Annotated in this window: 15 protein-coding genes; 7 read left to right on the top strand and 8 right to left on the bottom strand. The window is 73.8% G+C overall.

Going from position 1 to position 13,013, the window contains the following annotated elements; translation table 11 throughout:
* Positions 1-38 precede the first annotated feature (38 nt).
* From RIB98_02375 to RIB98_02395, 5 genes are all read left to right on the top strand, one after another.
* Complete coding sequence (locus RIB98_02375; protein MEQ8839799.1) at positions 39-1,367, top strand: DUF839 domain-containing protein; 1,329 nt, start codon at positions 39-41, stop codon at positions 1,365-1,367.
* Between the two features lie 5 nt (positions 1,368-1,372).
* Positions 1,373-1,639, top strand: a complete 267-nt coding sequence (locus RIB98_02380) for a twin-arginine translocase TatA/TatE family subunit (GenBank protein MEQ8839800.1) — start codon at positions 1,373-1,375, stop codon at positions 1,637-1,639.
* 140 nt (positions 1,640-1,779) lie between these two features.
* Positions 1,780-2,739, top strand: coding sequence for a YihY/virulence factor BrkB family protein (locus RIB98_02385; GenBank protein ID MEQ8839801.1), 960 nt, complete (start codon positions 1,780-1,782; stop codon positions 2,737-2,739).
* A 101-nt stretch (positions 2,740-2,840) separates the two neighbouring features.
* Complete coding sequence (locus RIB98_02390; protein ID MEQ8839802.1) at positions 2,841-4,022, top strand: acyl-CoA dehydrogenase family protein; 1,182 nt, start codon at positions 2,841-2,843, stop codon at positions 4,020-4,022.
* A 79-nt stretch (positions 4,023-4,101) separates the two neighbouring features.
* Positions 4,102-4,911, top strand: a complete 810-nt coding sequence (locus tag RIB98_02395) for a VIT1/CCC1 transporter family protein (GenBank protein MEQ8839803.1) — start codon at positions 4,102-4,104, stop codon at positions 4,909-4,911.
* 42 nt (positions 4,912-4,953) lie between these two features.
* Here RIB98_02395 and RIB98_02400 read toward each other — a convergent pair whose 3' ends face one another.
* The 8 genes from RIB98_02400 to RIB98_02435 all read right to left on the bottom strand — a co-directional run bounded on the left by RIB98_02400 (position 4,954) and on the right by RIB98_02435 (position 10,688).
* Entirely contained in the window at positions 4,954-5,358 is a 405-nt protein-coding gene (locus tag RIB98_02400; GenBank protein ID MEQ8839804.1) for a DUF427 domain-containing protein, read from the bottom strand.
* Between the two features lie 525 nt (positions 5,359-5,883).
* Positions 5,884-7,092 carry a site-specific integrase gene (locus RIB98_02405; GenBank protein MEQ8839805.1) on the bottom strand — a complete coding sequence of 403 codons (1,209 nt, stop codon included), beginning with the start codon at positions 7,090-7,092 and terminating at the stop codon, positions 5,884-5,886.
* Positions 7,093-7,103: 11 nt separating this feature from the next.
* Positions 7,104-7,325, bottom strand: a complete 222-nt coding sequence (locus RIB98_02410; GenBank protein ID MEQ8839806.1) for a helix-turn-helix domain-containing protein — start codon at positions 7,323-7,325, stop codon at positions 7,104-7,106.
* A 119-nt stretch (positions 7,326-7,444) separates the two neighbouring features.
* A complete protein-coding gene (locus RIB98_02415; protein MEQ8839807.1) occupies positions 7,445-8,560 on the bottom strand; it encodes an AAA family ATPase in 1,116 nt (371 codons plus the stop codon).
* The gene (locus RIB98_02420; protein ID MEQ8839808.1) at positions 8,557-9,456 is read right to left on the bottom strand and encodes a bifunctional DNA primase/polymerase; all 900 of its coding nucleotides are present in this window, start codon (positions 9,454-9,456) and stop codon (positions 8,557-8,559) included. The genes RIB98_02415 and RIB98_02420 overlap by 4 nt, the downstream gene beginning before the upstream one ends.
* Positions 9,449-9,694: a hypothetical protein gene (locus tag RIB98_02425; protein ID MEQ8839809.1), complete on the bottom strand. Its 246-nt coding sequence runs from the start codon at positions 9,692-9,694 to the stop codon at positions 9,449-9,451. The genes RIB98_02420 and RIB98_02425 overlap by 8 nt, the downstream gene beginning before the upstream one ends.
* Entirely contained in the window at positions 9,691-10,089 is a 399-nt protein-coding gene (locus RIB98_02430) for a hypothetical protein (protein ID MEQ8839810.1), read from the bottom strand. Before RIB98_02430 ends, RIB98_02425 begins: the two co-directional genes overlap by 4 nt.
* Positions 10,090-10,295: 206 nt before the next feature.
* A complete protein-coding gene (locus tag RIB98_02435; GenBank protein MEQ8839811.1) occupies positions 10,296-10,688 on the bottom strand; it encodes a hypothetical protein in 393 nt (130 codons plus the stop codon).
* A gap of 57 nt (positions 10,689-10,745) precedes the next feature.
* Between RIB98_02435 and RIB98_02440 the strand changes: the two genes are divergently transcribed.
* Both RIB98_02440 and RIB98_02445 read left to right on the top strand, forming a co-directional pair.
* Entirely contained in the window at positions 10,746-11,282 is a 537-nt protein-coding gene (locus RIB98_02440) for a hypothetical protein (GenBank protein ID MEQ8839812.1), read from the top strand.
* Between the two features lie 195 nt (positions 11,283-11,477).
* On the top strand, positions 11,478-12,884 hold the full coding sequence (locus RIB98_02445; protein ID MEQ8839813.1) for a phage major capsid protein: 1,407 nt from the start codon (positions 11,478-11,480) through the stop codon (positions 12,882-12,884).
* The last annotated feature ends 129 nt before the right edge of the window (positions 12,885-13,013 follow it).

Consider the following 13,013-nt stretch of genomic DNA (forward strand, 5'->3'; position numbering starts at 1 on the left):
AGGGCCGAGCCGATGCGGCCCCGAGACGGAGGCATTCGATGGCGACGATCGATCGTTCGACGTTCCTGCGGCGCGGCGCCGCCGCGGCGGCGGGGCTGACGGTGGCGGGCCCCCTGTTCGCGTTCCAGAGCCGGGTCGCGGCGGGCAAGCCGCTGGCGGGACCCGGCTACGGGCCCCTGATCGACCGCGGCGAGCTCGCCCTGCCGCGCGGTTTCACCTACAAGGTGGTCTCGCGCGAGGGCGAGATGATGAGCGACGGCAACCCCACCCCCGGCATCTTCGACGGCATGGGCTCCTTCCCCGGGCCCAACAACACCACCATCCTCATCCGCAACCACGAGAACCGGCGGCGCTCCGGCGAGTCGGCGGTCGTGGTCCCGGAGGAGTTCCGCTACGACCCGGACCCCGCGTACAACGGCGGCTGCACCAAGGTCGTGGTGCGCCGCAGCGGCGAGCTCGTCACCAGCTTCGCCATCCTGGGCGGCACCACCACCAACTGCGCGGGCGGCGTCACCCCCTGGGGCACCTGGATCACCTCGGAGGAGGCCGTCGACGGCGCCGGCGTCCGCCACGGCTACAACTTCGAGATCGACGCCTACGCGGCGGGTCCGGTGGCGGCCGAGCCCATCCGGGGCGCGGGGCGCCTGGTGCACGAGGCCGTCGGCTGGCTGGCGGGGGCGCTCTACCAGACCGAGGACCGCGGGACGAACGCGTGCCTGTACCGCTACGTGCCGAACGCCACCCCTCGCCGGGCCGGCGACCTGGCCCGTTCCACCGGGGTGCTGCAGGCGCTCGCCATCGAGGGCATGCCCAACCTCGACACCTCCCAGGGGCTCCCGGTGGGCGAGCCGCTCCCCGTCTCCTGGGTGACCATCGACGAGCCCGAGCCCGCCACCGATACGGTGCGCATCGAGGCGGCATCGAAGGGCGCGGCCGCGTTCGACCGCCAGGAGGGCTGCTGGGTCGCCAACGGGCGCTTCTACTTCTGCTGCACGCTCGGCGGGCCCCAGAACCTGGGCCAGGTCTTCGAGTTCGACCCCAGCGCCGGCACCCTGACCCTCATCTACGAGTCGCCGGGCCCCGAGGCGCTCAAGAACCCGGACAACCTGGTGGTGACGCCGGACGGTGACCTCCTGCTGTGCGAGGACGCCGACGAGCCGCAGTTCCTGCGGCTGCTGACCACCGACGGGCGCATCTCCGACTTCGCGCGGGCCATCGACGCGCCGGGCTCGGAGTTCTGCGGCGCCTGCTTCGACCCGTCCGGGAAGACCCTGTTCGTCAACCAGCAGGGCGACCGGGCCAGCGGGCCGGGCAAGGTCCTGGGCCGCACCTACGCGATCACGGGCCCCTGGGCCCGGCTGCGGTAGGCGCCGTGTTCGACATCTCGCCCCTGCAGATCGGGATCGTCCTGCTGCTGGCGCTGCTGGTGTTCGGCCCCCGGCGGCTGCCCGAGCTGGGGCGGGGGCTGGGGTCGGGGATCCGCGACTTCAAGGAGGGCCTCACGGGACCCTCCGAGAGGGACGCGGCCGAGCACCCCGCGGCCGCGGCCGTGGATCCGGAGCCGGCCGCCGCGTCGCGGGTCACTCCCGCGGCCGACGCCGCCCCGGAACCGGTCCCGCCCGCGGCAGGCGGGAGGTAGCGCGGGCGCCCTCTCCCGGCCCGCGGCCTCGCGCGGCGGGCGGGAGGGCGGCCGCCCGGCGTTTGGCCGTGCGCCGGCGGGGTATGCGAATCTCAGGGCCATCCATGGCCCCGCCCCTCGGCGACCGGTACCGGAGGATCATGAGCAGCGGCGAGACCCGGCGACCCCCGACGCCCCCGCAGCCCACGGGCACGGACACCTTCACCACGCCCACGGCGACGGCGCGCCGCACCCTTCTCGAGTTCCGGGACGACGGCATGACCGACTGGGCGGCGGCCCTGACCTACTACGGGCTGCTGTCGCTGTTCCCGGCGCTGCTGGCGCTGTCCTCGCTGATCGGCCTGATCGCGGACCCCGAGACCATCACCGACGTCATCCTCGAGCTCGCGCCGGCCTCGGCGGCCGACACGCTGTCCGGGCCGATCGAGTCGATCACCTCCAACACCGGCGCCGCCGGGCTGGGGCTGGTCTTCGGACTGGCGGGCGCCCTGTGGGGCGCGTCCGGCTACACGTCGGCCTTCGCCCGGGCCTCGAACGTGATCTACGAGATCCGTGAGGGCCGCTCGTTCTGGCAGCTTCGCCCGATGCAGGTCCTGATCACCCTGATCAGCATGCTGCTGCTGGTGGCGGCCGTCGCGGCCGTGGTCCTGTCGGGGCCGGTCGTGGAGGCCGTGGCCGATCCGCTGGGGGTGGGTGACACCGCGGTGACCGTCTGGCGCCTGGCCAAGTGGCCCATCCTCATCGCCGCCGCGGTCGTGCTGCTGATGCTGCTGTACGGCGGCACTCCCAACGTGCGCCAGCGGCGCATCTGGGCCGTCATGCCCGGCGCCGCGGTGGCGCTGGTGCTGTGGGTGGTGGCCTCGGCGGGCTTCGCGCTGTACGTCTCCAACTTCGGCAGCTACGACCGCACCTACGGCACCCTGGGTGGCGTGGTGGTGCTGCTGGTATGGCTCTGGATCACAAACGTGGCCCTGCTGCTGGGGGCCGAGTACAACGCCGAGCGCGAGCGCACGTACGAGATCTCCCACGGGGTCAGCGGGTCCATCCGGGAGATCCAGCTCCCCCCGCGCGAGCAGCCCGAGCCACCGCGTACGAGGTAGGGACGGGCCGGCGCGCGGCGAGCCGCGCCGACGCGCTGCGGGGTCGTCGCGACCGCTAGCGTGGCTCGCACACGCCCCCCGTACCCGCGCCGGAGAACCGCATGCTCACGCCGGATCGGCACGACCTGTACCTCACCGACGCGCTGCTCGACGACCGCGACGCGGCCCTGCGCGAGGCGGTGCGCCGCTACTGCGACGAGGAGGTGCGCCCCATCATCAACGGATGCTGGGAGCGGGCCGAGTTCCCCGTCGCGGCGCTGCCGGGGCTGGCGCGCCTCGGCATCGTGGGGGGCACCATCGCCGGCCACGGGGCGCCCGGGCTGTCGGCGCGCGCGGCCGGGGTGGCGGCGATGGAACTGGCCCGGTGCGACGGCAGCCTGTCCACCTTCTTCGGCGTGCAGTCGGGGCTGGTCATGCGCGCCATCCATATGCACGGCAGCGAGGAGCAACGCCGGCGCTGGCTACCGGGGCTGGCGCGGCTGGAGCTGATCGGCTCCTTCGCGCTCACCGAGCCCCACCACGGCTCGGACGCGGTGGCGCTCGAGACGTCCGCACGGCGCGACGGTGCCGGCTGGCGCCTGAGCGGGCACAAGCGCTGGATCGGCAACGCGACCTTCGCCGACCTGCTGGTGGTGTGGGCGCGCGACGAGGCCACGGGCGAGGTGGGCGCGTGGGTGGTGCCAGGCGGCGCCGAGGGCCTGGAGGCCCGCCCCATCACCGGCAAGATCGGCAAGCGGGCCTCGGTGCAGGCCGACATCGTGCTCGACGGGGTGCCGGTGGCCGACGAGGACCGCCTGCGGGGCGCCGACGGGTTCGCCGCCGCGGCCGCGGTGCTTACCAAGGCGCGCTCGGGAGTGGCCTGGGCCGCACTCGGCCACGCCAGGGCCGCGCTGGAGATCGCGATCGAGCACACCTGCCGGCGCAGCTCCTTCGGCCGGCCGCTGGCGGGTCACCAGATCGTGCAGGCGACCCTGGCGAAGATGACCGCGACGGTCACGGGCATGGCGCTGATGTGCCACCGGCTGGCCGAGCTGGAGACCGACGAGCCGGCGGACGCGGCACGGGCCTCGCTGGCCAAGATGCACAACGCCGGCGCGGCGCGCGAGGTGGTGGGCGCCGCGCGCGAGCTGCTGGGCGGCGATGGGCTGCTGCTGGAGAACGACGTGGCCCGTCACCTCACCGACGTCGAGGTGACGGTGACGGTGGAGGGCACCGAGGCCATCCAGGCTCTGATCGTGGGCCGCGAGCTGACGGGGCTCTCGGCCTTCGGCGGGGCCGACTGAGGACGGCCGGTCCCGGTCCCGGGGGTCCATGCACCGTCGGGCCGGCCGCGCGCACCCATTGGCAGAAGGAGAGGGCGGGATGGCAGACGACGAGGAGCACCACCCGGACACGGGGCAGGGTCGCGGGGAGGCGCGCGCGCCCCACGATGTCCACCTGCTGCAGCGGGAGCACACGCCCGAAGCCGTCCGCCGTCGTCTCGCCCGGCCGAACGGTGGAAGCCATCTGCGCGACTTCGTGTACGGGGCCATCGACGGGACGGTCACGACGTTCGCCGTCGTCTCCGGCGTGGCGGGTGCGCGGCTCAGCGCCACGGTGGTCGTGATCCTCGGTGTGGCCAACCTCGTGGCCGACGGCTTCAGCATGGCCGTGAGCAACTTCCTCGGCTCGCGGGCGGAAGAGCAGCAGCAGGCGCGAGCGCGGCGCGAGGAGCAGCGGCATCTCGACCTCGTCCCCGAGGGCGAGCGCGAGGAGATCCGCCAGATCTTCGCGGCCAAGGGCTTCCGGGGCGAGCAGCTGGAGAGGACCGTCGAGGTCATCACCGGCGACCGTCGCGTGTGGCTCGACACGATGATGACGGAGGAGCTCGGCTACGCGCAACGGTCGTCGAACCCTGTGCGCGCCGCGGCGACGACGTTCGTCGCCTTCGTCGCCGTCGGCAGCCTGCCGCTCCTCGTCTTCCTCTACGACCTCGCGTTCACCGTCGAGGTCGCCCACCCGTTCGCCTGGAGTGCCGGCATGACCGCGGTCGGCTTCTTCGCGGTCGGAGCGCTCAAGTCGCGCTTCGTCGATCAGCGATGGTGGACGGCCGGGCTCGAGACCCTGGCCGTGGGTGCGGTCGCCGCCGGGCTGGCCTTCGCGCTCGGGGCGGCCCTGCAGGGTGTCGCCTGATCACCACTCGCTCCGGACGCTATGCCGCCCGGGACCCGTCGCTCACCAGCCCAGGGTGCCCCGGGCGCCCTTGAACGGCCCCACGATCTCGTCGGTGATCCAGCCCCCGTAGAAGTCGCCCTCCTGGGCGCGCACCTGCTCGTCCCCGACCAGACACGAGTCCATCTGCCCGGGGTAGAAGGCGACGTGTCCGAGCAGAGCGCCGTAGGCCGGTACCGGATCGGGGTAGTGCCAGGCGGCGCGCGCCGCGACGAGGCCTCCGCCGACCACGTCCTCGTAGGCCGCGGTGCCCTTCCACTCGCAGAAACTCGCGCCGCGCGCCGGACGGAGGGCCCCCTCCGCGATGTCGGTCCGCGGCAGGTAGAAGACCGGCGGGTGGCTGGTCTCCAGCATGCGCAGCGCCCGCGTGGTGTCGGCGATCGTCTCGCCGCCCAGGATCACGCGCACCCGGCGCCCGTCCGTCTCCAGGCGCGGCGGGCGCGGGTAGTCCCAGACGGACTCCTGCCCCGGTCCCGGCGCGGGGTGATCAGGCCGTCTCATATCGCTCCTCCGGCCAAGAGAGCCCGGCCCGACGGGAACTCCTGGGCGCATGGCGCCGGCGTCGACACCTCGACCTCGCTCCTCGTGGGCCTCACCATGCCTCTGACCCTACGCCACGCCGCTGTCCCTGGACCCGTCGTACCGCCGCGGGGGGCGGGCGACTCCCGGTGGTCCGCCTACGACGTCCCGTCCTGGACCGATCCGCCTCCACCTACCTCCGGCTCATCCAGGTTGCGAGAGCGCGATACGGAGACCGGTCGCGAGTCCGCCGCCATACGGCGCAACGACAGAACCCCGCCGGGGCGGGGTTCTGTGAGAGGTAGCGCATACGGGATTTGAACCCGTGTTACCGCCGTGAGAGGGCGGCTGCATGGTGCCCATTTGCAGGGAGAACGTGGGAACATGGTCACGCCGTGACCACCACGTGACCATTCAGCCCCCGTGCGAGGCGCGCCAGGTGGCCAGCAGCTCGGCCGCCCCGGCGGTCTCATCGGGCAGGGCGTGGCGCCCGTACCGGCGGTGGACCATGCCCACGTCGGCCCAGCCCCCGAGCTTCGCCACGGCCTCCGGCCGGACGCCGGCCCGCAGGGCGAAGACGCACCAGGTGTGCCGCAGGTCGTGGATCCGCGGGGCGGGGGACACCTCGGCCATCGCCACCAGCCGGCGCCAGGTGCGGGAGGGGTCGCCGGTACCCAGGATCGGGGCGCCGGCCACGCTGAAGACCAGGGCGCCGTCGTCGGGCCTGCCGGTGGCCAGCCGATGGCGGCGCATCATCGCCACGTCGTCGGTGCCCATGGGCACCTCCCGCACGCCCGCCCGACTCTTGGGCGGCCCCACCTTGATCTCGCGCGTCACGCGGTCGCGCTGGCGGTCGAGCGACCAGCGCACCCGCACCACTCCGTCATCAAGGTGCAGACCACCGTCATCGCCGTGGTGGGGCGCCCAGCGAAGCGCCAGGGCCTCGCCCAGGCGCAGGCCGGTCGCCAGGATCAGCCCGAAGAGCGGCACCGCGAGACTCCGGCCGCGGGCGGCATCGTCGCGGGCCGCGGCGTGGAGGATGCGCGACGCCTCGCCCGGGGTGAGCGGCCGAATGGAGGGCCCGGATCCGGACTGCTGGGGGACCCTGATCCCCTCCACCGGAGACCGCTCGATGAGGTCGTCATCCTCGGCCAGGCGCATCACCGCGGCCAGGGCGCCGCGGGCCTTGCGCGCGGTCTCGGGGCCCTTCTCGGCCGCCAGGGCGTCCACCATCCTCTGCACGTGCTTGCGGGTGAGCGAGACCGCCGGGGTGGCGCCGATGCGCGGGAGGACGTGCAGGCGCATCAGCGACTCGATCCGGCGAGATCCCGATGGCGTGTAGGTCCGGCCGTCGCGGGCCCGCACGGTCCCGGCGCGGATGCCGGCGCCGAAGGCGCGCGCCAGGTCGGCCACGCTCACCGGCGCGGTGGGCGGCGGGGGAGGGGCCAGGGGCCCGGGAGGCTCGGCGCCGGCCACCAGGGCGTCGTGGGCGTCGTCGCGCCAGCGCACGGCGGCCCCCAGCGTGGCGAAGGTGCGCGCCACGCGCCGGCCGTCAACGGCGGCCCGCGCGCGGTAGCGGCCGCTCGGCAGCGCGTCGATCCCCGATGGCAGGTTCTCACCCATCGGGCCGACTCTCACCAGAGCGGCCCGGTCACGTCCACACCTGCCACCTGACATACGTCACGCCGCCGGCCGGCGGCCAGGCGCTCCACCTCGGCCAGCGGCACCAGGACACGGCGCCCGATGACCACCTCAGCCAGCGCCCCGGCGGCCCGCAGACGGTCGATGGTCGGCACGCTCACGCGCAGCGCGCGCGCGGCCTCGGGGCGCGTCAGCAGGTCCGCACCAGTGCCCATAGGCGCCCCATAGATGCCCTCGCGGGTCATCTATGTGAGACCCCGCTCCACAAGAGGGATGTGGGGTGCCCGAACGTCCATAGATGCCCTCTCCCCACGGGTATAGGGGGCGAGGGCATCTACGCGGCCTCCACCTCGTCGTCGGGGAGCGTCCAGACCCACGGCGCGCCGGGGCCGAACCCGTCCTTACGGGGGACGATCCCCAGCCGCTGGCGGGCGGTGCGGAGCGGCTTCTCGGGGATGCCGTTCTCGGCTGCTTCCTTCTGCACCTCGCGCGCCGGCCGCGGGCCGTCGGCCAGGGCCGTGCGCAGCCATGCGGCCGCATCGTCGGTCGCGGTGCGCTCTTCCTCGTCCACCAGGGGGCCGACCAGGTGGTGGGCGCTGATCCCGGCCACCTCGGCCCCCAGGACCGGGTGCACCCGCTCGGGGTCGTCCGGGTGCGGCTCCAGTCGGAACGCCAGCGCGTGCGGGTAGCTGCCGATGTTGGACTTCTCCACCAGCATGAACCGCTCGGGCGTCTCGCGGGGGTCCTGCCCCGGGGGCGCGCCCACCAAGAGCACCAGGCGCGGGGCGTTGCGCCATGCGGCGCCGCCCATCATGCGCTGGCCGGAATCGGCGCCGGTCGCCTTGTTCAGATGCGCCAGCACCAGCACCAGGGCGCCGTGGGCGTGCGCGATGCGCTGCAACGGCACCAGGAACCGGCGGATGTGCTCTTCCCTGTTCGTATTCAGGTCCTCGTCCATCACCGTGCTGGCGGGGTCGATGATGACGAGCCCGATCCCCAGCTCGGCCACGACCCCCTCGAGCTGGTGCTCGTCGCGGGGCAGGCTCAGGCCGGCGCCATCCGGGTCCAGGTCGTGCACCCGGTTCAGGTCGGCGCCGAGCAGCCGCAGGCGGGGCCGCACGACCACGCTCGACTTCTCCTCGGGGCTCACCACCAGCACCCCGCGCGGGCCGTCGATGGTGCCTCCCCTCGGGGCCTCGCCGCGGGTCACCCCGGCGGCGATCAGCGCGGCCAGGGTGCTCTTACCCACGGCACCGTCGCCGGCCATCACCACCACCTCGCCCCAGGGCAGGCGGCGGGGCCAGTACCAGGACACTCGCTCTTCGTCGATGTCGGCCAGGCACCGGGTGCGCAGCGCGGGCCCGCCACCCCGCCGGTTGGCCGGCGTGTCTCCCGTGGGAGACAGCGGCACCACCTCGGCCGCCATCGCATCGAATCGGTCCGGGGTCATGCGGCCTCCATTCGGCCCACGAGCGCGCGAGCGCGCGGGCGGTGCTCGTCGGTGCTGCCGCCCCAGGCGCCGGCCAGGGCGCTCGCGAGCGTGGTGGTGGTCTCGTCGTCATCCAGGCCGGTCTCGATGGCGCAACCGGCCACCGCGGATAGGGCGGAATCGGGGTCGGGAAGGTGACCATCACGGTGAAGGTCGAGGACCCGACGCGCGGCGGCGTAGGTGCTCCGGTTCCGCTGCCCCCGGGTGCTGCCGGCCAGCTCGCGCAGCACGCCGGCCACGGCGGCCCGGCCGTAGGGCGTGCCGTGCACCTCGTCGCGCACCGGGGCCACTCTCACCGGCGGCGCCTCGGCCGGCTTGTCGATCAGGAACTCCACCCAGGCCGGCGCGAGCACGGGCACCTCGGCCGGGGGCTGGTTGTCGAGCCAGCGGTACGGGCGCCCCGATGGATGGATGGACGGCGGCCCGACCACATAGCTCGCCCCGGCCCGCACATCGAACCCGGGGCGCACCCCGGCCCGCGGGCGCAGCTCCACCCCGGCGGGCGCAGCGAAGTACAGGTGATAACCCCTCCCGGTCACCACCCCCGCGCCGTCGATCAGCCAGGGCGGCATGGACGGCCCGGGCGGCCCCAGCTCGCGCAGGAGGTAGCCGTACGAGTCGGCGCCGGTCGTGCCGTCCAGATCGATGATGAGCAGCCCGCTCGCCCCGGCGGCGATGCCGACGTTCGCGGCCGGCCAGCGGCGCCACCAGGCGCGGATGGTGTCCGGGTCGGCGCTGGCATCGAGCACGCCGCGCCCGGCGCCCGCGGGGACCTTGCCGCGGGCCGCCAGGGGCAGGACGTGCCAGCCGCGCTGGGCATACCCCAGCGCGGCGGCGCGCATGTCGGGGCTACCCACCGGCGCCCCCGGGGTCGTCGTCGAGCGCTCGGCGCAGCTCGTCGGGGTCGACGGCCGCCATCTCGGCGGCCTTCTGGTGCGCCCAGGCGCCGGCCATCGCGCAGGCCTCGGCCAGCTCGCGGACGGTCGCTTCCATGACGTGGCCGGCCGGGCAGGCGTCGAGGGCCTCCTGTCCGGCGTCCGCCAGGGCGGACACGGCGACCAGGAAGCGGTAGGCGTCGGTGTCGATGAGGCTCACGACGGCACCTCGCTACCCAGGGCGGCGAGCACCCGCCGGGCGTTCGCCGCCAGGTCCCGCCAGGCCGCCGCTTCGTCGGCCTCGTAGCTCTCGGGGTAGCGGGCGCATTCCCTACCCTGCTCTTCGGCGACTTCGAGAGCCTGCTCGGCCGCCCATGTCAGGCCGGCGGCCTCCTCCGCGCTGAAGCGGATGCTCCAGTCGTAGGCCGGCAGGCCGCACCAGCGATGCAGCGCCGAATCTGCCTTGACGACCCTCTGCAACTGGTCAAGGTGACGCATGTGGTCGGCCAGGGATGCGCACTCGTCACCGATCAGGCGCGCCACCGCTTCCTTCATGCCCCAGGTGGCGACGACGGCGGCCGTCCGCACGTCCGGGGCGGTGATGTCAATGCTCATGATGCGTTCTCCTCGTGTGAGGAGACCGCCAGGGGGGGCGCTATGCCAGGAGCACGGGCAGGCGGCGCCGGCCGGTAGGCGGCGGGCCTTCTCGGTACCATGCGTCGCGCATCGGACCCTCCAGCGGTCTCGGTGCCACGCCCTCGGCCGTTTGCGCGGCGCGGGGGCACTTTCGTTGGTGAGCGTACACCCGCGGGCGGTAGCCGTCATCGGTCCACCGTCCGCAGCAGGTCGCGGGCGGCCTCGGTGCCCACGGGCACCACGCCCGGCCGGCCGTCGGTGACGGTGACGAGGTAGGCGGCCTCGGGGGCCGGCGCATCGCTCGCCCAGACACGGGCGCGGGCCTCGTCGAGGCGCCGCGCGAACCGGCGGGCGGCGGGGGTGTCAGGACCCGCACCCCGGTCTAGAAACGCCGTGTAGGCGCTCTGAGAGCGTCGGCGGGTCACGGCGCCCACCCCGAGAGGCCGGAACGGGCCGCGGTGCGCGGTCGCAGGCCACCACGGCGTGATGCGCGGCGGCGCCAGCGCGCCCACCAGGAGCGCCACGACAGGGAGGCGCGGGGCGCGATGCGGTGTGGTGTATCCGGGTACATCGTGCACCAGAGTACACGCGGTGCTATGCTTTCCGCAAGTCAGCGATCACCAGGAGGGCGCGCGATGCCCAAGAAGTCGACCACCAGCCGAAAGTGGCTCACCGTGCGCCAGACGGCTCGCCGGCTCGGAGAGACCGAGGAGGCCGTCCGCCGGATGATCCGCGCGGGTGACCTTCCCGCGCAGAAGGCGACCAGCAGCGCACGCGCGCCGTGGGTTGTTGACGCGCTCGCCCTTGAGGATCAGATCGCGGAGGACGAGCAGCTCGCCAAGCGGCGCGCGCGGATGGCCGGCGTGGTCGTCGGCTATGGCGAGGACTTCCATCGCCAGGTGGCAGAGGCGCACCCCGACACCACCGTCGACGGCTCTACGAAGCTCAGCGAAGAGCTGCGCGCCCGTGACGGTCGGTTCCGAGCCCTTGAGCAGCTCGACGACGTGCTGCGCGTGAGCGGCGCCTACGAGGCGTTCGAGTCCGCCGCGGACCAGGCGGACGCCGATGAGGCGCGCGCGCGGGCCATCGCTGCCGAGTACGTGCGGCGCGAGCGCATCCTCCGCCGCGCGCACGAGCTGGTGGACGACGAGCTGGGGCCGGCGGATTCCTGAACGGTCCGTCAAGTAAGCGCGCTACACTTCCATCAGCACCTCACCACGAGGGCGCCGCTGGCCAAAGGGTCACCGGCGCCGCGGTCTCGTCGGTGACGCCGCTACCCCGCACCACGACGGCGAGCGCGCTGCCCCAGGGGGGCACCGCCGTCAGCGCCGTCAGCCCATCAGCTGACGACACCAGAGGTAGCACCGATGCGAGAGAACGACCTTCACCGCGAGATCGACGCCCTTCAGCAGGAGCTGAGCGGCCTCGCCGGCAGGACCGACCAGGGCGCCGTGGAGCGCCGCGAGAACCTGAAGCGGGGCATCGACGCCCGCACGGATGAGCTGCGCACGCTCACCGGCCAGCGGGCCGCCGTGCGCTCGGCCGCGAGCAACCCGGCCAACATCGAGGCCGGCACCGGCTTCACCGAGGACGACGAGCAGGCGCGCGGCACCCGCTCGCGCTTCCGCCGCCCCATCGACGAGGCGCGCGACGCGGCCCACCGGGCCATCGAGCGCTCGTGCCGGGGCATGCGCACCGATGCCGGCGACCGGCTCGTGGAGCTGGTCGAGCGCGACCAGGTGGGCGCGGACGCGCGGTACATCACCGCGGTCAGCGACCCGGCCTACGCGCGGGCGTTCGCGAAGAAGCTCGCGATGCCCGAGGGCGCCTCCCAGGCGGTCGAGCCCGACGAGGGCGAGGCGATGCTCATGGTGGGCCGCGCGATGGCCGAGCGCTCCATGCTGGCCGGCACCGGCTCGGCCGGCGGGTTCGCCCTGCCCATCGAGATCGACCCCACGATCAACCTCGACAACGACGGGCAGATCAACCCGCTCCGGCAGATCGCCCGGGTGCGTAGCACGACGTCGTACGAGCTGCGGCTCATCACGAGCGCGGGCACCACGGCCAGCTTCGGCGCCGAGGCCTCCCAGGTCGATGACGGCACGCCGACGCTCGCCCAGCCGGTCGCGACGCCCCAGCGGGCGACGTGTTTCGTCCCGTTCTCATTCGAGGTCGGGATGGACTGGCCGGGCATGGCCGCGGAGCTGGGCCGGATCATGGCCGATGCCAAGGACGTGCTGGAGGCTGAGAAATTCCTGCACGGCGCCGGGTCCGGCAGCGACGAGCCCGCGGGTCTGATCGCCACGCTCGACTCCGGGTCGATCATCGACACCGACCAGGGCGGCAGCACCCCCGGCCTCATCGCCGCGGATGACGTGTACTTGGTGCAGGAGTCCCTGCCGGCCCGATGGTCGGGTCGGGCGGTGTGGATGAGCGGCCTGCCCATCGCGAACACGATCCACCGCTTCAGCGGCCCCGGCGGTGACGAGCCGCCGCTGTTCGACGAGGCGCGCGGGCGGCTGCTGGGCAAGCCGTGGTGGGAGGCCTCCAACATGGCCGGCGACCACGAGGACGACGGCCTGCTGCTCTACGGCGACATCGGCGCGGCGTTCCAGATCGTGGACAGGATCGGGATGTCGATCGAGCTGGTGCCCCATCTGTTCGGTGCGGACCGCCGGCCCACGGGTGAGCGCGGCCTGTTCGCCTGCTGGCGCACCACCTCGATCGTGGTGGTGCCCGAGGCGGTCCGGCTGCTGGTGGCCGGCACGAGCTAGCCGAGCGCCATCAAGCTCCCGCACGCGCTTCTCGGGTCGCGCGCGCGGGATGGTCGGCCGGGTGTCCTCCATGCGCTCGGCCGGCCACCAGGCGTCCGCCGTCCTCTCCGTGCGGCGGGCGCCTGAGTG

It is taken from the genome of Acidimicrobiales bacterium, assembly GCA_040219515.1.
In the GTDB taxonomy this organism is placed as follows: Bacteria; Actinomycetota; Acidimicrobiia; order Acidimicrobiales; family Aldehydirespiratoraceae; genus JAJRXC01.

Coding starts and splice junctions, on each gene's coding strand:
- RIB98_02410 (MEQ8839806.1), bottom strand. CDS start 7,325: ATGGGCACTGGTGCGGACCTGCTGACGCGCCCCGAGGCCGCGCGCGCG.
- RIB98_02430 (MEQ8839810.1), bottom strand. CDS start 10,089: ATGAGCATTGACATCACCGCCCCGGACGTGCGGACGGCCGCCGTCGTC.
- RIB98_02385 (MEQ8839801.1), top strand. CDS start 1,780: ATGAGCAGCGGCGAGACCCGGCGACCCCCGACGCCCCCGCAGCCCACG.
- RIB98_02405 (MEQ8839805.1), bottom strand. CDS start 7,092: ATGGGTGAGAACCTGCCATCGGGGATCGACGCGCTGCCGAGCGGCCGC.
- RIB98_02390 (MEQ8839802.1), top strand. CDS start 2,841: ATGCTCACGCCGGATCGGCACGACCTGTACCTCACCGACGCGCTGCTC.
- RIB98_02440 (MEQ8839812.1), top strand. CDS start 10,746: ATGCCCAAGAAGTCGACCACCAGCCGAAAGTGGCTCACCGTGCGCCAG.
- RIB98_02375 (MEQ8839799.1), top strand. CDS start 39: ATGGCGACGATCGATCGTTCGACGTTCCTGCGGCGCGGCGCCGCCGCG.
- RIB98_02445 (MEQ8839813.1), top strand. CDS start 11,478: ATGCGAGAGAACGACCTTCACCGCGAGATCGACGCCCTTCAGCAGGAG.
- RIB98_02415 (MEQ8839807.1), bottom strand. CDS start 8,560: ATGACCCCGGACCGATTCGATGCGATGGCGGCCGAGGTGGTGCCGCTG.
- RIB98_02395 (MEQ8839803.1), top strand. CDS start 4,102: ATGGCAGACGACGAGGAGCACCACCCGGACACGGGGCAGGGTCGCGGG.